Origin of the sequence: Delftia acidovorans NBRC 14950, assembly GCF_001598795.1 — a bacterium.
Classification (GTDB): domain Bacteria; phylum Pseudomonadota; class Gammaproteobacteria; order Burkholderiales; family Burkholderiaceae_C; genus Comamonas; species Comamonas acidovorans.
On the sequence record NZ_BCZP01000033.1, the window covers coordinates 1 to 17,462 of the forward strand.

General features: G+C 65.7%; 17 protein-coding genes. 12 read left to right on the forward strand and 5 right to left on the reverse strand.

Annotated features, from left to right (window positions below):
* Positions 1–144: 144 nt before the first annotated feature.
* Positions 145–912 carry a class II glutamine amidotransferase gene (locus DA1_RS26250; protein WP_012202593.1) on the reverse strand — a complete coding sequence of 256 codons (768 nt, stop codon included), beginning with the start codon at positions 910–912 and terminating at the stop codon, positions 145–147.
* 99 nt (positions 913–1,011) lie between these two features.
* Here DA1_RS26250 and DA1_RS26255 point away from each other — a divergent pair, with 99 nt between their 5' ends.
* Entirely contained in the window at positions 1,012–1,680 is a 669-nt protein-coding gene (locus DA1_RS26255; RefSeq protein WP_034389502.1) for a hypothetical protein, read from the forward strand.
* A gap of 63 nt (positions 1,681–1,743) precedes the next feature.
* Here DA1_RS26255 and DA1_RS26260 read toward each other — a convergent pair whose 3' ends face one another.
* The 3 genes from DA1_RS26260 to DA1_RS26265 all read right to left on the reverse strand — a co-directional run bounded on the left by DA1_RS26260 (position 1,744) and on the right by DA1_RS26265 (position 4,478).
* The gene (locus DA1_RS26260; protein ID WP_012202595.1) at positions 1,744–1,932 is read right to left on the reverse strand and encodes a 4-oxalocrotonate tautomerase; all 189 of its coding nucleotides are present in this window, start codon (positions 1,930–1,932) and stop codon (positions 1,744–1,746) included.
* A 24-nt stretch (positions 1,933–1,956) separates the two neighbouring features.
* Positions 1,957–2,205, reverse strand: coding sequence for a cysteine-rich CWC family protein (locus tag DA1_RS30065; protein WP_080736780.1), 249 nt, complete (start codon positions 2,203–2,205; stop codon positions 1,957–1,959).
* A gap of 80 nt (positions 2,206–2,285) precedes the next feature.
* Positions 2,286–4,478 (reverse strand): malate synthase G, encoded by a 2,193-nt coding sequence (locus DA1_RS26265; RefSeq protein ID WP_034389503.1) that lies wholly within the window; start codon positions 4,476–4,478, stop codon positions 2,286–2,288.
* A 304-nt stretch (positions 4,479–4,782) separates the two neighbouring features.
* On the opposite strand from DA1_RS26265, the gene DA1_RS26270 reads away from it, so the two are divergent.
* The 9 genes from DA1_RS26270 to DA1_RS26310 all read left to right on the forward strand — a co-directional run bounded on the left by DA1_RS26270 (position 4,783) and on the right by DA1_RS26310 (position 13,390).
* Entirely contained in the window at positions 4,783–5,718 is a 936-nt protein-coding gene (locus DA1_RS26270) for a LysR family transcriptional regulator (RefSeq protein ID WP_013804758.1), read from the forward strand.
* Positions 5,719–5,746: 28 nt separating this feature from the next.
* Positions 5,747–6,352: a DUF3016 domain-containing protein gene (locus tag DA1_RS26275; protein ID WP_034389504.1), complete on the forward strand. Its 606-nt coding sequence runs from the start codon at positions 5,747–5,749 to the stop codon at positions 6,350–6,352.
* A 107-nt stretch (positions 6,353–6,459) separates the two neighbouring features.
* Positions 6,460–6,906 carry a DUF2214 family protein gene (locus DA1_RS26280; protein WP_034389505.1) on the forward strand — a complete coding sequence of 149 codons (447 nt, stop codon included), beginning with the start codon at positions 6,460–6,462 and terminating at the stop codon, positions 6,904–6,906.
* Between the two features lie 54 nt (positions 6,907–6,960).
* Positions 6,961–8,658, forward strand: coding sequence for an arginine--tRNA ligase (gene argS, locus DA1_RS26285; protein WP_034389507.1), 1,698 nt, complete (start codon positions 6,961–6,963; stop codon positions 8,656–8,658).
* Positions 8,659–8,678: 20 nt separating this feature from the next.
* Entirely contained in the window at positions 8,679–9,368 is a 690-nt protein-coding gene (locus DA1_RS26290) for an SPOR domain-containing protein (RefSeq protein ID WP_012202602.1), read from the forward strand.
* Between the two features lie 81 nt (positions 9,369–9,449).
* Positions 9,450–10,100: a thiol:disulfide interchange protein DsbA/DsbL gene (locus DA1_RS26295; RefSeq protein WP_013804754.1), complete on the forward strand. Its 651-nt coding sequence runs from the start codon at positions 9,450–9,452 to the stop codon at positions 10,098–10,100.
* Positions 10,101–10,271: 171 nt separating this feature from the next.
* Positions 10,272–10,934 (forward strand): lipopolysaccharide transport periplasmic protein LptA, encoded by a 663-nt coding sequence (gene lptA / locus DA1_RS26300; protein WP_013804753.1) that lies wholly within the window; start codon positions 10,272–10,274, stop codon positions 10,932–10,934.
* The gene (gene lptB, locus DA1_RS26305) at positions 10,931–11,719 is read left to right on the forward strand and encodes an LPS export ABC transporter ATP-binding protein (RefSeq protein WP_012202605.1); all 789 of its coding nucleotides are present in this window, start codon (positions 10,931–10,933) and stop codon (positions 11,717–11,719) included. The genes lptA and lptB overlap by 4 nt, the downstream gene beginning before the upstream one ends.
* Before the next feature lie 54 nt (positions 11,720–11,773).
* A complete protein-coding gene (locus tag DA1_RS26310; protein ID WP_034389509.1) occupies positions 11,774–13,390 on the forward strand; it encodes an RNA polymerase factor sigma-54 in 1,617 nt (538 codons plus the stop codon).
* A gap of 38 nt (positions 13,391–13,428) precedes the next feature.
* Here the strand turns inward: DA1_RS26310 and rtcR are convergent, their stop codons facing one another.
* The gene (gene rtcR / locus DA1_RS26315) at positions 13,429–15,036 is read right to left on the reverse strand and encodes an RNA repair transcriptional activator RtcR (RefSeq protein WP_034389511.1); all 1,608 of its coding nucleotides are present in this window, start codon (positions 15,034–15,036) and stop codon (positions 13,429–13,431) included.
* A 697-nt stretch (positions 15,037–15,733) separates the two neighbouring features.
* On the opposite strand from rtcR, the gene DA1_RS26320 reads away from it, so the two are divergent.
* Together DA1_RS26320 and DA1_RS26325 are read left to right on the forward strand one after the other, a co-directional pair.
* Positions 15,734–16,873, forward strand: coding sequence for a slipin family protein (locus DA1_RS26320; protein WP_034389514.1), 1,140 nt, complete (start codon positions 15,734–15,736; stop codon positions 16,871–16,873).
* Between the two features lie 56 nt (positions 16,874–16,929).
* Positions 16,930–17,427 carry a hypothetical protein gene (locus DA1_RS26325; RefSeq protein ID WP_034389516.1) on the forward strand — a complete coding sequence of 166 codons (498 nt, stop codon included), beginning with the start codon at positions 16,930–16,932 and terminating at the stop codon, positions 17,425–17,427.
* The last annotated feature ends 35 nt before the right edge of the window (positions 17,428–17,462 follow it).

Genomic DNA, 17,462 nt, shown 5'->3' on the forward strand with positions numbered 1-17,462 from the left:
CCCAAGAAACCCCGTAGCCCAAAGCTACGGGGTTTTTTGCATTGGGATGCAGGAAACGGGGGAACAGGCTGAACAGCCAAAACGGACATCCCAAAAAAGAGAGCGCTGACGCGCTCTCTTTTTTCATTTTGAATGCGCAATGCTTCAGAGCGGCAGGCATTCACCCTGTACAAAGACCTTGAGTTCGCCCGACTGGATCGAGGTCCAGGTTTCATTCTTGGTCAACGGCGCTGTGACGATGATGGCCACACGGTCCTGTGGTGTGGTCTCTCGGGCGAAGTCCACGGTAAGGTCCTCATCCGACAGATGGGCCTGGGCAAAGGGGTGGCGTCGTTCGATGTAGCACAGGTGTGTGGTGGCATGGGCCCACAGCGCTTCGCCGTTGGACAGCAGGAAGTTGAAGGTGCCGTGTGGCGAGATGCGCCTGGCCAGTTCGCGCAGCGTATGCGTGAGTTCCTGCACACTGGGCAGGCCGGCATGGGACTTCCAGAGCTCCTGAAGAATCCAGCAGAAGGCCTGCTCGCTGTCGGTGTTGCCTACCGGATGGAAGTGGGCATGCAGTTTGGGAGCGAAGCCCTTGAGATCTCCGTTGTGGGCAAAGACCCAGTTGCGGCCCCACAGTTCACGCACGAAGGGGTGGCAGTTCTGCAGGCTTACCGCGCCCTGCGTGGCCTTGCGGATGTGGGCGATGACGTTGCGGCTCTTGATCGGGTACTCGCGTATCAGCTTGGCGATGGGCGAGTCGATGGCGCGCTCATAGCCGACGAAGTGGCGCAGGCCCTTGTCCTCGAAGAAGGCGATGCCCCAGCCGTCCGTATGGTCGCCGGTATTGCCCGCCCGCTGGGTGAACCCCGAGAAGCTGAAGCGCACGTCGGTGGGCGTGTTGCAGTTCATTCCAAGCAGCTGGCACATGGCGGTATCGTTGTTTGCGTAGTTCAAGCCATAGCCTAACGCCTGGCGCGGCAGCTGCAAGCACAATGCGGGGCAACGGCAAAAAAACGGAACACACCCATGCCCATCCTCTGTCTGCATACGGCGCACAGCAACGCCGTGATCTTCGAGCAGGCGGCTGCCGAACTGGGCTGGCCGGCCCACTCAATCGTTCATCAGGTGCATGAGGAACTGCTGTTGGAGGCGGAGGCTGCAGGTGGCATGAATGCGTCGCTTCGGCAGAAAACGGCAGGGCAGCTCGATGCGCTGGCAGACCATGCCGACATCGATGCCGTGCTGCTGACCTGCTCGACCCTGGGTCCGGCCGTGGCGGATTGCCGCAGTGGCAAGGTCTGGCGTGCCGATGGCATGCTGGCGCGCAAGGTGGCCGCTGCCTTGCAAAGTGACCCCGGATCGCGCATTGCACTGCTGTGCGCCGCTCCCACAACGTACGAAGCCACGCGCAGTCTGTTCATGGGAGAACTGCAGCAAGGCAACGCAGATCAACGCATGCAGCTGCAGTGTGTTGAAGGGGCCTGGGCTCTTTTTCGCAGTGGTGATGTCGCCGGCTATGTGGCGTGCATGGCCGAGGCGGCTGTTCAGGCCCATGCCGCGGGTGCCACCCAGGTGGCCCTGACGCAGGTGTCCATGGATGGCGTTGCCAGGCACTGGAAGCCAGATACCTCCATGCCTGTGCCCTGGACGGTGGCTGGGAGTGCACTGCAGGCACTCATGGAAATACGGGATTAAAGACCAGGTTTCATGAAAAAAGGCAGCCAAAGCTGCCTTTTGCATGCATTGAGCGAAAGATCCTCAGCTGCGTTCGGACCAGAGCTTGCCGCCCGTGGCCCAGTTTTCGCGCTTGATGTCGGTGATCAGGATGTCCACCGATTCGGGCGAGCCACCGAGGACTTCGACCGAGACGCGCGTGATCTCTTCGACCAGCTTGCGCTTTTGTTCGACGGTGCGGCCTTCCATCATTTCGACGTGGTACGTGGGCATGTCAATCTCCTCAGGGATCAAGTTCTAGGGGGGTTGGGTCGGCGACATCATATCGGCCGACGCGGGCGGTCGAGGCTTGTCAGTGCCAAGCGCGCAGGCGGGGCACAGGCAGGCCTTGTTGCGCATGGGCTCCGGAATGCGGGCCAGTGCATCGGGTGCCACCGGGGTGTCCATGCACCAGCAGTTCAGCGGATCAACGCCCGCAAGAATGGCGCATTGATTGCTGCGGCCGCACAGCGGACACAGGCTGGCATCGGGGGGAGGGGCACTCATCGTGGTTCTGAGTGTAGATCCATGAAAAAAGCACCTCAGGCAAGCCTGGGTGCTTTTTCAAGCGCCGGGCGCCGCCCGCGTCAGGCGGCGGCCTTGACCTTCAGGCGCCAGGCATGCAGCAGGGGCTCGGTGTAGCCACTGGGTTGCTCCTTGCCCTTGAAAACCAGGTCACAGGCGGCCTGGTAGGCCATCGAGGTGTCGAAGTGGCCGGCCATGGGCTTGTACAGCGCATCGCCCGCGTTCTGCTGGTCGACCACGGCGGCCATGCGCTCGAAGGTCTCGCGGACCTGGGCCTCGGTCACGATGCCGTGCTGCAGCCAGTTGGCGATGTGCTGGCTGGAGATGCGCAGCGTGGCGCGGTCTTCCATCAGGCCCACGTTGTGGATGTCGGGCACCTTGGAGCAGCCCACGCCCTGGTCCACCCAGCGCACCACATAGCCGAGGATGCCCTGGACGTTGTTGTCCAGCTCCTGCTGCTTTTCAGCCGCGCTCCACTTGTCTTCCTTGACCACGGGCACCTGCAGCAGGTCGGCCAGGATGGTGGCGCGCTCGGCGTCGGCATTGGTCTGCTCCAGCTGCTTTTGCACTTCGGCCACGTTGACCTGGTGGTAGTGCAGGGCGTGCAGCGTGGCGGCCGTGGGCGAGGGCACCCAGGCGGTATTGGCGCCGGCCTTGGGGTGGCCGATCTTTTGCTCCAGCATGGCCTTCATCAGGTCGGGCATGGCCCACATGCCCTTGCCGATCTGCGCCTTGCCGCGCAGGCCCAGGCCCAGGCCCACGAGCACGTTGCTGCGCTCATAGGCGGCCAGCCAGGCGCTGCCCTTCATGTCGGCCTTGCGGACCATGGGGCCGGCATACATGGCGGTGTGCATTTCGTCGCCCGTGCGGTCCAGGAAGCCGGTGTTGATGAAGGCCACGCGCGATGCGGCAGCGGCGATGCAGGCCTTGAGGTTGACGCTGGTGCGGCGCTCCTCGTCCATGATGCCCAGCTTGACGGTGTTCTCGGGCAGGCCCAGCACCTTTTCCACGCGGCCGAACAGCTCGCTGGCGAAGGCGGCTTCCGCGGGGCCGTGCATCTTGGGCTTGACGATGTAGACGCTGCCCGTGCGCGAGTTGCGGATGCCGTTGGCGCCCAGACCCTTGATGTCGTGGACGGCGATGGCCGTGGTGACCATGGCGTCCAGGATGCCCTCGGGGATTTCCTTGCCGTTGTCCCAGAGGATGGCCGGGTTGGTCATCAGGTGACCGACATTGCGCACGAACATCAGCGAACGGCCATGCAGCTTGACGGGCTTGCCATCGGCGCCCGTGTACTCGCGGTCGGCGTTCAGTCCGCGCGTCATGCTCTTGCCGCCCTTGTCGAAGGTTTCGGTCAGCGTGCCCTTGAGGATGCCCAGCCAGTTGGCATAGCCCACCACCTTGTCTTCGGCATCCACGGCGGCCACGGAGTCTTCCAGGTCCAAGATGGTGGACAGGGCGGCTTCGACCACCACGTCGGCCACGCCGGCGGCATCGGTCTGGCCGATGGCCGTGGTCTTGTCGATGCGGATGTCGATGTGCAGGCCGTTGTTGAGCAGCAGCACGGAAGAGGGCGCCGCGGCATCGCCTTGGTAGCCGACGAACTGGGCGGTGTTCTTCAGGCCCGTGGTGCCGCCGCTCTTGAGTGCGACGACCAGCTGGCCAGCTTCCACGCGATAGCCGGCGGCATCCTTGTGCGAGCCCGAGGCCAGCGGGGCTGCCTGGTCCAGGAAATCACGTGCGAAGGCGATCACCTTGGCGCCGCGCACGGGGTTGTAGCCCTTGCCCTTTTCCGCGCCACCGTCTTCGCCGATGGCGTCCGTGCCGTACAGCGCGTCATACAACGAACCCCAGCGCGCGTTGGCGGCGTTCAGCGCATAGCGGGCGTTGAGAATGGGCACGACCAGCTGGGGACCGGCCTGGATGGCCAGTTCCGCATCCACATTGGTGGTGGTGGCCTTGGCATCCTTGGGCTGCTCGACCAGATAGCCGATCTGCGTCAGGAACTGCTGGTAGCCGGCCATGTCGGTGATGGGGCCGGGATGGGCCTTGTGCCAGGTGTCCAGCTCGGTCTGCAGGCGGTCACGCTCGGCCAGCAGGGCGGCATTGCGAGGAGCCAGATCGTTGACGATCGCGTCGAAGCCTTTCCAGAACGCCTCGGGAGCGACACCGGTGCCCGGGAGCACTTGTTCATTGATGAAACGGTGCAGCTCTGTAGCGACCTGCAGGCTGTGGGCTTGGGTGCGATCGGTCATGGTGGGAACCCCGGGTTGGATGGATGGAAAGGCTTGGCAGACCCTTTTCGGGCCTGACTATAAGGAATACTTTATTAGATTTATTTGCGTACATAAATAGACCATAAATCTTAAAACTCGTGACTTTTACGCAAAAATGTGGGAAGGTTATGCGCGCGCCAAAACCGGCCGGCTTTGGCGCGCAGCCCTATGCATGGTGCACATGGAGGACAGCCAGTGCCCACTATGCAAAAAGGCGAGTCACAGGAGACGGGTGTGCGGTCGCATGCCCCACAAGAACACGGAAAAGAAACGGACAGCGGTCATGGACAAGCTCAAGGCATTCGAGTCATTCGTATCGGTGGCAACGCGCGGCAGCCTCACGGCAGCGGCCAAGGCGGAAGGCGTGGCACCGGCCATCATGGGGCGGCGCCTCGATGCCCTGGAAGAGCACCTGGGCGTCAAGCTCATGGTGCGCACCACGCGGCGCATCTCCCTCACGCATGAGGGCAGCGCCTTTCTTGAGGATTGCCAGCGCCTGCTGTCCGATGTGTCCAACGCCGAGGCCAGTGTCAGCGCGGGCGGGGTCAAGGCCACGGGCCACCTGCGCATCACGGCGCCGGCGGGCTTTGGCAGGCGGCACGTGGCGCCCCTGGTGCCGCTCTTTCGGGATCTGCACCCGGATGTGACGATTTCCCTGAACCTCAGCGACCGCGTGGTCGATCTGGCCGGCGAAGGCTTTGACTGTGCGGTGCGCGTGGGCGATCTGCCCGACTCGGCCCTGGTCAGTGTGCGCATTGCCGACAACCGGCGCCAGTGCGTCGCCACGCCTGCCTATCTGGAGCGCCGAGGCACGCCGCGCCACCCCAGCGAGTTGACCCAGCACGACTGCCTGACGCTGTCCAGCGACGCCTCGCAGACGCGTGGCTGGGCCTTCCGCATCCCCCATCCCGACAGCGGCACCAGCGAGGTCGTGCACTTCAAGCCGGGCGGTCCGCTGGACTGCTCCGACGGCCAGGTACTGCACGACTGGTGCCTGGGCGGCTGGGGCATCGCCTGGCGCAGCACCTGGGAGGTCGAGGCCGAGATCACCTCGGGCCGCCTGGTGGCTGTGCTCGAAACATTCGCGGCACCGCCCAATGGCATTTTTGTCGTCTTTCCCCAGCGCAAGCACATGCCGCTGCGTGTGCGGCTGTGGATCGACTATCTCAAGCACCACTACGAGCAGCCGGATTTCTGGCGGCGTACCCACGCGGCCTGAGCGGGCCGCCCAGCAAGGAGGAATAAGCATGGCAGTGTCGATCGCGACGAAAGCGGTATCCGCAACGCAGGGCGCGGCCCCAGGACGGCGGCGCTGGATGCGCATGGCGCTGGGAGCCGCCTGCCTGGGCATGTTGGCAGGCTGCGCCGTCCAGGGTCCGGGGCAGGGCCGGCCGGACGGGATGCGGCAGGGCGCGGTGCCTGCCGGCATCGTGAGCGTGACCTTTGACGATCCCTCGCGGTTCGACGCCGGGCGCAACGGACCCCAAGAGTCCGAGAAGGCGCGCCGCGCCTGGGTCGATGCGCTGGCCCAGTTCCTGGCCGAGCGTGCCGCGCCCAGGCTGCCCCAGGGCCAGCGGCTTGAAGTTCACCTCACCGATGTGCAGCGCGCAGGCGGCTTCGAGCCCTGGCGCGGGCCCCAGGCTGCCGATGTGCGCATCGTGCGCGACATCTACCCACCGCGCATCGACCTGCGCTTCAAGCTGCTGGGAGCCGATGGAAAGCTGTTGCGAGAAGGCAGCCGCCAGCTGCGCGACGCCAGCTTCATGATGCGCCCGGACCTGTATCCCAACGATCCCCTGCGCTACGAAAAGACGCTGCTGGACGACTGGGTGCGCGCGGAACTGGGGCGCTGACCGGACCGCAGTGGTCTACCGATTGCCTCGGACATCACGATGGCAGTCCCCGTTTCTGGCGTAATGGACGCTTGGCCCAAGAGGCCCAATTTCTATACGGATTCCCCATGACGATAGAAGCCATCCTGGCCAGCCTCCACCTGCTGGCCATCCTCACCTTCGTGGTGTTCCTGTCCAGCCAGGCGGCGCTGTGCCGCAGCGAGTGGATGAGCGCCGCCGTGGTGCAGCGTCTGGCGCGGCTGGACATGATCTATGGCCTTGCCGTGGTCTTCCTGGTGCTGACCGGCATCGCCCGTCTGGTGTGGGGCGTCAAGGGCATGTCCTGGTACGTCTCGCAGCCACTGTTTCATCTAAAGATGACTTTGTTTGTCGTCGGTGCGCTGCTGTCGATCAAGCCCACGCTGGCCTTCCGGCGCTGGCGCCGCGCGCTGGATGCCGGCCAGGGTCTGCCCCAGCCGGCCGAGGTCGCCAGCACGCGCCGCTGGGTGATGTGGCAGGCCCATGTGGTGCCCGTGATCGCCGTCGTCGCGGTGTTCTGGGCGCGGGGCATGTAGGCTCCGTTGTCCTGTCCGGCGGCATGGGGTGGGCCTGCCACGTAGAATCCGCCGATGCTCTCCGTCAAACAGGAACTGCTCGCGGCTCTGGCCGGCGAGCTTGAAACTTTGTCGCCCGGCGCCGGTGCCCGTGCCGCTTTTGAATCCCCCAAGGTGGCTGCGCATGGCGATTTCGCCTGCACCGCCGCCATGCAGCTGGCCAAGCCGCTCAAGCTCAACCCGCGTGCGCTGGGCGAGCAGCTCAAGGCTGCGCTGGAGGCCACGCCGTCCTTCCAGCGTTGGGTCGATGCCATCGAGATCGCCGGCCCCGGCTTTCTGAACATCCGCCTCAAGCCCGCCGCCAAGCAGCAAATCATCCGCGAAGTGCTGGAGCAGGCCGAGAAGTTCGGCTGGCTGGCCGACCGTGGCGCAAAGATGCTGGTCGAGTTCGTCTCCGCCAACCCCACCGGCCCGCTGCACGTAGGCCATGGCCGCCAGGCCGCGCTGGGCGATGCCATCTGCAACCTCTATGCCACCCAGGGCTGGGGCGTGCACCGCGAGTTCTACTACAACGACGCGGGCGTGCAGATCGACACGCTGACCAAGAGCACGCAGCTGCGTGCCAAGGGCTTCAAGCCCGGTGACGAATGCTGGCCCATCGATCCCGAGAATCCGGCAAGCAAGGCCTTCTACAACGGCTCCTACATCCAGGACATCGCCGACGACTTCCTGGCCTGCAAGACCGTCAAGGCCGATGACCGCGAATTCACGGCCAACGGCGATGTCGAGGACTACGACAACATCCGCCAGTTCGCCGTCGCCTATCTGCGCAACGAGCAGGACAAGGACCTGCAGGCCTTCAACCTGCACTTTGACGAGTACTACCTCGAATCCAGCCTCTACACCAACGGCTATGTCGAGGACGCGGTGCAGCGCCTGATCGCGGGCGGACATACCTACGAACTCGACGGCGCGCTCTGGCTCAAGTCCACCGACTACGGTGACGACAAGGACCGCGTGATGCGCAAGCAGGACGGCAACTACACGTACTTCGTGCCCGATGTCGCCTACCACATCCAGAAATTCAAGCGCGGCTACTCCAAGGTCGTCAACATCCAGGGCACGGACCACCACGGCACCATCGCGCGCGTGCGCGCTGGCCTGCAGGCCGCCGACGTGGGCATCCCTGCCGGCTATCCCGACTATGTGCTGCACACCATGGTGCGCGTGGTGCGCGGCGGCGAGGAAGTCAAGATCAGCAAGCGCGCCGGCTCCTACGTCACGCTGCGCGACCTGATCGAATGGACCAGCAAGGATGCGGTGCGTTTCTTCCTGCTGTCCCGCAAGCCCGACACTGAGTACACCTTCGACGTGGACCTGGCCGTGGCCCAGAACAACGACAACCCCGTGTACTACGTGCAGTACGCCCATGCGCGCATCTGCTCGGTGCTGGCCGCCTGGGGGGGTGACGCGGCCACGCTCAAGGACGTGGACCTGTCGGCGCTGGAAGGCCCGCAGGCCCAGGCGCTGATGCTGCAGCTGGCCAAGTACCCGGCCATGCTGACCTCGGCCGCAGAAGGCAATGCGCCGCACGACGTGACGTTCTACCTGCGCGAACTGGCCTCGCTGTACCACAGCTACTACGACGCGGAACGCATCCTGGTGGACGACGAAAAGGTCAAGCTCGCCCGCCTGGCGCTGATCTCGGCCACGCGCCAGGTATTGCACAATGGCCTGGCAGTGCTGGGCGTCTCGGCCCCGCAACGCATGTAACTTCGAGCGACAAGCGATCTATGAAGACACAGCAACGTGGGGGCACCGTCATCGGTCTCATCATCGGCATGATCGTCGGGCTGGCAGCAGCCCTGGCCGTCGCCGTCTATGTGACCAAGGTGCCCGTGCCCTTTCTCTCCAAGGGCGGCAAGACGGCCGACCAGGACGCGGCCGAGGCCCAGCGCAACAAGAACTGGGACCCCAACGCGCCGCTGCAGGGCAAGAACCCGGCGCCGCCACCACCGGCCGCCGTCACGCCCAGCCTCCCCGGCAGCACCGCACCAACCGCCCCCACCCCGCCCGCCGTGGCCGGAGGCGTGACTCCACCACCCGCGCCCGTGGACCCGGCCAAGCCGCCCGCCAAGCCCGAAACCAAGGCCGATGGCAAGAGCTCGGCCGATCCGCTGGGTGACCTGGTCAAGTCGCGCTCCGCCGCCGCCGAGAAGGCGGAAAAGGCAGAAAAGGCCGACGCCGCCTTCAACTACTTCGTGCAGGCCGGTGCCTTCCGCAGCCAGGGCGATGCCGACGCGCAGCGCGCCAAGCTGGCCATGCTGGGTTGGGAGGCGCGCGTGAGCGAGCGCGAGCAAAACGGCATCACCATCTTCCGCGTGCGTGTGGGTCCGTTCACCAAGCGCGACGATGCCGAGCAGCTCAAGCAAAAGCTCGATGGCGCCGGGGTCGAGTCCACGCTGGTGCGCGCCGCACGCTGAAAGCGCGTTGCAACAAGAGCGCTGAACTTTTGGCGGGCCCCTGCCTCCTAACCTGCAGCATTGAACGAGGAGTTTGTTTTGATGAATCGCCGCGACTTTTCCCTGGCTGCCTCGGCAGCCGCTGCCAGCGCACTGACGCTGGGCACTTCCGCCGCCCAGGCCCAGGCCGCAGCGCCCAAGGAGGGCAAGGACTACATCAAGCTGGCCAAGCCCGCACCCACCAGCGCCGGCGCCGGCAAGGTCGAGGTGGTCGAGTTCTTCTGGTACAGCTGCCCGCACTGCAATGCGTTCGAGCCCACCTTTGCCGCCTGGAAGAACCAGGCCCCGGCCGACGTGGTCGTGCACCGCGTGCCCGTGGCCTTCAACGCCAGCTTCGTGCCCCAGCAAAAGCTCTACTACGCCTTCGAAGGCATGAACCTGCTGGACACCATGCATGCGCGCGCCTTCCACGCCATCCATGTGGAACGCAACCGCCTGGCCAAGGACGACGAGATCTTCGCCTGGGTCGGCAAGCAGGGCGTGGACGTGGCCAAGTTCAAGGAGGTCTACAACTCCTTCAGCGTCTCCAACCAGGTTCGCAAGGCCACCCAGCTGCAGCAGGACTATGACGTGGAAGGCGTGCCGGCCATGGGCGTGGCGGGCCGTTACTACACCGACGGCACCAAGGCCGGCAACATGACCAATGTGCTGCGCGTGGTCGATCAGCTGATCGCCACCAGCCGCAAGGGCTGAGGCCCGGGCCTCGGCCCAGCCAAGCCGCGACAGGCCCGCCATTGCGCGGGCCTGTCGCTTTTGGAAACCTCTTTTTGTGCCTTTGTGTCAGCGCTTTCCGTGCGCGTTGAAAGACGCCAGGAACGGTTGCGCGCGACACCCCCTACAATGGATGCAAGAAGCGTGCCCTCCATGAAACAACGACTTTCCTCCCTCCTGCTCGCCGCCGCCCTGGCGGCTTTCGCCGGTATGGCCCAGGCCGAAAAGGCCGACAGCACCAAGCCCATGAACATCGAGGCTGATGCGCTGCGCCATGACGAACTCAAGCAGACCAGCGTCTTCACTGGCAACGTGGTGATGACCAAGGGCACCATCGTGCTGCGCGGCGCCCAGCTCGATGTGCGGCAAGACCCTGAAGGCTTTCAGTACGGCGTGGTGACGGCCGAGGCGGGCAAGCGTGCCTTCTTCCGCCAAAAGCGCGATACCGTGCCGGGCCAGCCCGAGGAATTCGTGGAAGGCGAGGGCGAGGTCATCGAATACGACGGCAAGGCCGACCTCGTGAAGTTCATCCGCCGCGGCGAACTGCGCCGCTATCGCGGCGGCCAGCTCAGCGACGAGATCACCGGCTCCATCATCGTCTACAACAACCTCACCGACGTGTTCACCGTTGACGGGCAAAAGACCAGCGGTGGCCAGCCCAGCTCCACGGCCGGCCAGGGCGGACGCGTGCGCGCCGTGCTGGCACCCAAGGAAGGCACGCCGGGCTCGCAGCCGCGCGCCCCCGCAGCGGGCACGCCGGGCACGTCCCTGCAGCCCAGCAACAGCCTGGACAGCCTCGGCGGTACCAAGCGATGAGCGGGCAAGCCGCAGCCCCGGCTGCCACTGCACGCGCCGACCAGGGCAGCAGCCTGCAGGCACGCCATCTGGCCAAGTCCTACGGCAGCCGCAAGGTGGTCAAGGACGTGTCGCTTTCCGTGAAAAAGGGCGAGGTCGTGGGCCTGCTGGGCCCCAACGGCGCGGGCAAGACCACCTCGTTCTACATGATCGTGGGCCTGGTGCGCAGCGACGGCGGCGACATCTTCATCGACGGCCAGGCCGTGGGCAATATGCCCATCCACCAGCGCTCGCGCCTGGGCCTATCCTACCTGCCGCAAGAGGCATCGATCTTCCGCAAGCTCAGCGTCGAGGACAACGTGCGCGCCGTGCTGGAGCTGCAAAGGGACGAGCAGGGCCGGCCGCTGGCGCGCAGCGTCATCGAGGAGCGCCTGACGGCGCTGCTGCAGGAATTGCGCGTGGACCATCTGCGCGCATCGCCTGCGCTGGCGCTGTCGGGCGGCGAACGCCGCCGCGTCGAGATCGCGCGCGCCCTGGCCACTCAGCCGCGCTTCATCCTGCTGGACGAGCCCTTTGCCGGCATCGACCCCATCGCCGTGATCGAGATCCAGCGCATCATCGGCTTTCTCAAGGCGCGCGGCATCGGCGTGCTGATCACCGACCACAACGTGCGCGAGACGCTGGGCATCTGCGACCATGCCTTCATCATCAGCGACGGCCACGTGCTGGCCCAGGGCACACCCGAGGAGATCGTGGACAACGCCGAAGTGCGGCGTGTCTACCTCGGCGAACACTTCCGGATGTAGCGCCATGCCCTGCCTGGCCCGTCTGCGAGACTGTCTGCGCGAAGGAGCTGCCGCTTGAAGCCCGGTCTGTCGCTGCGCGTCTCCCAGCATCTTTCGCTTACTCCCCAGCTGCAGCAGTCGATACAGCTGCTGCAGCTGTCCACGCTGGAGCTGGCGCAGGAAGTGGAGCAGATGCTGGGCGACAACCCCTTCCTGGAGCTGGCGAACGAGGAGGGCGATCACGATGCGGCTGCCGGCACCCGCGAGCCTGCCGCGCCCGGCGCCGAGGCCACGGAGTCCTTCCAGGAAAGCCGCGCAGACCAGCCTTCGGCGGCGGTGGAGTGGGAGCCCTCGTCGGACGCATCCTCCGGCGATGCCGTGGAGACTTCCGGCACGGCCGAGTCCCTGAGCTGGGAAGGCGACGGCCAGACCACCTCGGGCAACGATGACCGCGACTGGGGCAGCGATGCGCCCTCCAGCCGCACGCGCGGGCAGGGCGAGGAAGACGAGGCCGATGCCACCGAACTGGCTCGCAGCGCCGAAAGCCTGACCGACCACCTGCACCGTCAGGCCCTGAGCCTGCGCCTGGGCGAGGTGGACCGCGCCGCACTGCGCTTTCTGATCGAGAACCTCAACGATGACGGCTACCTGGAAGACCCGCTCGACGAGCTGGCACAGGGCCTGGCGGGCGACGATCTGGAGGAGTGCGAGGAACTGGTGCACCGCTTCACCGTGGCGCTGCGCCTGCTGCAAAGCCTGGAGCCCGTGGGCGTGGGCGCGCGCGACCTGGCCGAATGCCTGACGCTGCAACTGCGCGACCATCTGGCCGATGCCGAGCGCGAAGGCAACGGCAGTGCCGAGGACGAAGACCGGCAGGCCGTGCTGCGCACCGCGCTGGACATCTGCGCCCAGCCCATGGACCTGCTTGCGCGGCGCGACCTGCGCAAGCTCGCCAGCCTGTGCGGTGCGCGCGAGGAGCGGCTGCGCGAGGCGCTGGTGCTGATCACCCGACTGGAGCCACGCCCGGGCCGGCGCTTTGCCGACGTGCAGCGCCAGATCGTCGTGCCCGACGTCATCGTGCGCCCCGTGCGCAGCGGCGCGGGCCGCATGGACTTCAGCGTGCAGCTCAACCCCGACGTCATGCCCAAGCTGCGCGTGCACGACATCTATGCCAGCGCGCTGCGCAGCCACAGGGGCAGCGAAGGCCATGCAGCGCTGCAGCAGCGGCTGCAGGAGGCGCGCTGGTTCATCAAGAACATCCAGCAGCGCTTCGACACCATCCTGCGCGTGTCGCAGGCCATCGTGGAGCGCCAGAAGAATTTCTTCGTGCATGGCGAGCTGGCCATGCGCCCGCTGGTGCTGCGCGACATTGCCGATGCGCTGGGCCTGCATGAATCCACCATCAGCCGCGTGACCACGGCCAAGTACATGGCCACGCCGCAGGGCACCTACGAGCTCAAGTACTTCTTCGGCTCGGGCCTGGGCACCGAGGCCGGTGGCAATGCCTCCAGCACTGCCGTGCGCGCGCTGATCAAGCAGTTCGTCGCGGCCGAAGATCCCAAGAAGCCGCTGTCGGACAACCAGCTCGCCGACATGCTCAAGGAGCAGGGTATCGAATGCGCGCGGCGCACGGTGGCCAAGTACCGCGAGCTGCTCAAGATCCCGCCGACCACGCTGCGCAAGGCGCTGTAGCCCAGGCGCGCAAACTCGCCATCGCGCCACCGTGGTGTCTATGGCGTTCGACCGGCCACGGCATCCCACTTCAAGCCGAATTTCAGCAGGTACTTGCGCAGGCGGTCGGCATCGTTGACCACGCTGCGCTGGGTGCGTGACTGGTCGAACAGACGGCGCCCCGCATCGGACAGCGAAGGTGACTCCCGGCACACGCGCAGCACCGCTTCGAGCTGCATGCGGTCGAACAGATCCAGCGGCTCCAGCACTTCGGCAGACAGCAGGCTTTGCAGGCTGGCGCCGGCCGGTTGCACGGCATCGCCTCTTTGCCACAGCCACTTCAGGCGCTGGATCTCGGCATCGACCAGGGCCGTGGAGATGCGCCCCCCGTCGGCCAGCGTCGCCAGGCGCGTCATGCTGGCCGACAGGTCGCGGAAGTTGCCGCTCCACAGCGCCTCGGGCGAGCGCGCAAAGCGCAGATAGCGCTCGCGGGCCTCTACGTTGAAGCGCACCATCTGGCCAGTCTCGTCGGCCGAGCGCGCGAGCAGGTGGTCCATGTTGGGTTCTATGTCCTCGGGGCGCCCGGCCAGGCCCGGCAGCGCGTAGGACCACAGGTTGATGCGCGCGAACAAATCCTCGCGAAAGCGCCCCTGCGCCACGTCGATGCGCAGGTCGCGGTGCGTGCCGGCGACCAGCTGGAAGTCGCTGCTGACCTCGCGGTCGCTGCCCATGGGATAGAAGCGCCTTTCCTCCACCGCCTTGAGCAGCATGGCCTGTTCGTCCAGCCCCAGCTCGCCGATTTCGTCCAGGAACAGCACGCCCTGGTGCGCGCTGCGCAGCAGGCCGGCGCGGTCGGCCGCAGCGCCCGTGAACGCCCCCTTCTTGTGGCCGAACAGCACCGAAGCCGCTCCATCGCCGCGCAGCGTGGCGCAATTGACCTCCACGAAGTCGCCCTGCACCTGGTGCCTGGCCTTCTTCAACTCGTACATGCGCCGCGCCAGATGCGACTTGCCCGCGCCCGTGGGACCCGTGAGCAGGATGGGCGCGCGCGAGCGCACGGCCACGCGCTCGATCTCGTCGATCAGCGCGTTGAACCCGGCATTGCGCGTGGCGATGCCGCTCTTGAGAAATTGCACGGCCTCGCTCTGCTCGGCGCCGAAGCGCTGGGCGATCACGTCGTAGCGCGACAGGTCCAGGTCGATCAGCGCATAGCTGCCCGGGTCGCCCATGCGCTGGCGCCGGGGCGGCGAGGTCTGGGCCAGCACGCCGGGAATGCGGCGCGACTCCACCAGCAGGAACAGGCAGATCTGTGCCACGTGCGTGCCCGTGGTGATGTGCGTCCAGTACTCCTCGCGCTCGGGGTCGAAGCGGTAGGCCTGCGTCCAGTCGAACAGCCGCGCATAGACCTCGCCGAAATCCCAGGGATCGGCAATGTCCATGGGCACGAGGTTCACCTGGGTCTCGGGCGATGCCGTGGCGATGTCGCCCTGCAGCAGCTGCGCCAGGGCCAGATGGGGCGGCGTGTAGAGCAGCTCCAGCCGCTCCACCACCAGATCCTCGTGCTGCATGAGGGAGAGGGTCGGCCGCCATTTTTCCCAGCGCCCCGCGCCCCTGCCGGAGTCCAGCTGCGTACCCAGAAAGCCGATGACGACCTTTTTCTTTTCCATGTTTCTGTCTAGTTGAATAGCTGAAATTCTAGTTTCTTTGGATCAAATACGAATTCAAGAAAAGTGTGATTTGAGATTTATTCAAATAAATCAATGGGTTGAAGAATTGTTTGGCGCCTGAGGCCAGGCTGGCACGCATCTCGCAATAACCAAGGCATCCAGTGCAGGCGGTGACCGCTCACAGGCCGGGGTTGGGGCAAAGGCCCGCCCCGCCGGTGCTGGAAGTCCGGGCCCTCAGGGGCTTGTCGATTTCCCGCATGCCGCACGCCGCAAGCGCTGGGTAACGGCAAGGTTGTGGAAACCGTCTCGCAAGGGACGCCTGGTTCGACTCCAGGCTTGCCAGCCACTGGTAGCTCAGTCTGGTAGAGCACCCTCGCAAGAGGACTGTCGCAGGTTCGATTCCTGTCCACTCTTCCGGCCGTAAGGCCGGGCTATTGAAACGGTCGAAAGACCACCCGCCGAACGCGGGAGGTGGCCACCGGGTTGCGATGCAGCCCAAGGCCCCCACCCGTCAGCGGCGGCGGCTGTGCCAGGTCCCGGCACGGTCCGCGCCCGCAGCCAGCCACGCTGCAACCTGTTTCCAGGGTTGCCGCCACGGCGCACTGCAAGGCCCGGGCCGTGCCCCCTGGAACCCCGCCGCTGCTGTAACGGCACCCCTATTGATTGCGGCGAAGACGCCGAACGAGGAGAAGAAGAAATGCTGAAGATCCAACGCATCACCATCAAGAAGAACGAACGCGCCCTGCTGCTGCGCAATGGCGATTTCGAGCGCGTGCTGCACAGCGGCCGGCACTGGCTGTTTGCCGGCACCGACCAGTTGCGCGTGGAAACCTTTGCCCTGGAGCAGCCCGCCTTCACGCACGGCCTGGCCGACTACCTGATGGCCCAGGAGCCCGCCGTGGTGGCCGCCGAATTCCTGCGTGTGGAACTGTCCGAGACCGAGGCGGGCCTGCGCAGCGAAAACGGCGTGCTGGTCGAGATCCTGCCGCCCGGCACGCGCCGCCTGTACTGGAAGGGACTGGTGGATGTGAGCGTGCAGGTGGTCGACCTGCAGGCCGGCGCCGAGCTGCCCGCCGCCCTGGCAGCGCGCCTGACCCAGACGCAGCTGCGCCAGCGCAGCGTGTCCGGCCTCAACGGCGTGCTGCAGGTGCAGGTGCTCGCAGGCCAGTGCGCGCTGCTGACCATCGACGGAAAGGTGGACCGCCTGCTGCAGGCCGGCAGCCATGCGTTCTGGAAGTTCGGCCGCAGCATTGCCGTGGAGCTGGTGGACCTGCGCCTGCAGGCCGTCGAGGTCTCGGGCCAGGACATCATGACCCGCGACAAGGTCAGCCTGCGCCTGAACCTGAGCGCCACCTATCGCCACACCGAGGTTCTGCGCGCCTTTGCCCAGCTGCAAAAGCCTGCCGAGCACCTGTACCGCGAACTGCAGTTCGCACTGCGCGCCGCCGTGGGCACCCGCACGCTTGATGAGCTGCTGGAGAACAAGACGGTGATCGATGACGTGGTGACCGCGCACATGGCGGCCAAGCTGCAGCCCTTCGGCATGGTGGTGGAGAGTGTGGGCGTGAAGGACATCGTGCTGCCCGGCGAGATGAAGGCCATCCTGACCCAGGTGGTGCAGGCCGAAAAGCAGGCCCAGGCCAACGTGATCCGCCGCCGCGAGGAAACGGCCGCCACGCGCTCGCTGCTCAACACGGCCAAGGTCATGGAGGACAACCCCGTGGCCCTGCGCATGAAGGAGCTGGAGACGCTGGAGCGCGTGGCCGAGCGCATCGACAAGATCTCCGTGTTCGGCGGGCTGGATCAGGTGCTCAACGGGCTGGTGAAGATGCGTTGACCGGCAGGCTGGTCGGGACACAACGGACAACGAAGAAACAAAAGAGAGGTACGGCCATGGCCGCATTCGAAGAACTATGGAGCTATGAGGTGGGCAAGGCGGGCTGGGCGACGTTGAAGTTCAGCACGCCCGAGGAGGACCTGGTGTGTGCCGTGTCCTACCTGCATGATTCGCTGGGTGATCTGGCCGCCATGGCGCTGGCCTTGGCCAAGGGCGCGCACCGCGCTGCCGCCGTGTTCATGGACGAGCCCGGCGAAGTGCACCTGAGCATGGAGGGTGACCGCGACACCCTTTCCTACGAGCTGCGGCAGTACGCGGACTGGGCCAGCTGGGGCATCACCGCCATGGATGACTATGAAGTGCTGGCCCGTGGGCAGGTGGCCCGCGAGGACGTGGTGCGCAGCGTGTACCGCGTGCTGGACGGTATTTATTGCGGCATGGGTGTAGAGGAATACAGAAAGCGCTGGCTGGAGCATGAATTCCCGCTGCGGGACTATCAAAGCCTGGGCAGCGCCATCCGCAAGCGGGACCTGTCTCGCCTGATGCGTGGATGAGCCGCGCGGCAGCAAGACCTAAACAAGACGAACAG

Excerpts from the sequence above, each read along its gene's own strand:
- DA1_RS30065 (WP_080736780.1), bottom strand. The coding sequence starts at position 2,205 with ATGAGTGCCCCTCCCCCCGATGCCAGCCTGTGTCCGCTGTGCGGCCGC.
- DA1_RS26295 (WP_013804754.1), top strand. The coding sequence starts at position 9,450 with ATGAATCGCCGCGACTTTTCCCTGGCTGCCTCGGCAGCCGCTGCCAGC.
- DA1_RS26265 (WP_034389503.1), bottom strand. The coding sequence starts at position 4,478 with ATGACCGATCGCACCCAAGCCCACAGCCTGCAGGTCGCTACAGAGCTG.
- argS (WP_034389507.1), top strand. The coding sequence starts at position 6,961 with ATGCTCTCCGTCAAACAGGAACTGCTCGCGGCTCTGGCCGGCGAGCTT.
- DA1_RS26320 (WP_034389514.1), top strand. The coding sequence starts at position 15,734 with ATGCTGAAGATCCAACGCATCACCATCAAGAAGAACGAACGCGCCCTG.
- DA1_RS26290 (WP_012202602.1), top strand. The coding sequence starts at position 8,679 with ATGAAGACACAGCAACGTGGGGGCACCGTCATCGGTCTCATCATCGGC.
- DA1_RS26325 (WP_034389516.1), top strand. The coding sequence starts at position 16,930 with ATGGCCGCATTCGAAGAACTATGGAGCTATGAGGTGGGCAAGGCGGGC.
- DA1_RS26250 (WP_012202593.1), bottom strand. The coding sequence starts at position 912 with ATGTGCCAGCTGCTTGGAATGAACTGCAACACGCCCACCGACGTGCGC.
- DA1_RS26275 (WP_034389504.1), top strand. The coding sequence starts at position 5,747 with ATGGCAGTGTCGATCGCGACGAAAGCGGTATCCGCAACGCAGGGCGCG.
- rtcR (WP_034389511.1), bottom strand. The coding sequence starts at position 15,036 with ATGGAAAAGAAAAAGGTCGTCATCGGCTTTCTGGGTACGCAGCTGGAC.
- DA1_RS26255 (WP_034389502.1), top strand. The coding sequence starts at position 1,012 with ATGCCCATCCTCTGTCTGCATACGGCGCACAGCAACGCCGTGATCTTC.
- lptA (WP_013804753.1), top strand. The coding sequence starts at position 10,272 with ATGAAACAACGACTTTCCTCCCTCCTGCTCGCCGCCGCCCTGGCGGCT.
- DA1_RS26270 (WP_013804758.1), top strand. The coding sequence starts at position 4,783 with ATGGACAAGCTCAAGGCATTCGAGTCATTCGTATCGGTGGCAACGCGC.
- lptB (WP_012202605.1), top strand. The coding sequence starts at position 10,931 with ATGAGCGGGCAAGCCGCAGCCCCGGCTGCCACTGCACGCGCCGACCAG.
- DA1_RS26260 (WP_012202595.1), bottom strand. The coding sequence starts at position 1,932 with ATGCCCACGTACCACGTCGAAATGATGGAAGGCCGCACCGTCGAACAA.
- DA1_RS26280 (WP_034389505.1), top strand. The coding sequence starts at position 6,460 with ATGACGATAGAAGCCATCCTGGCCAGCCTCCACCTGCTGGCCATCCTC.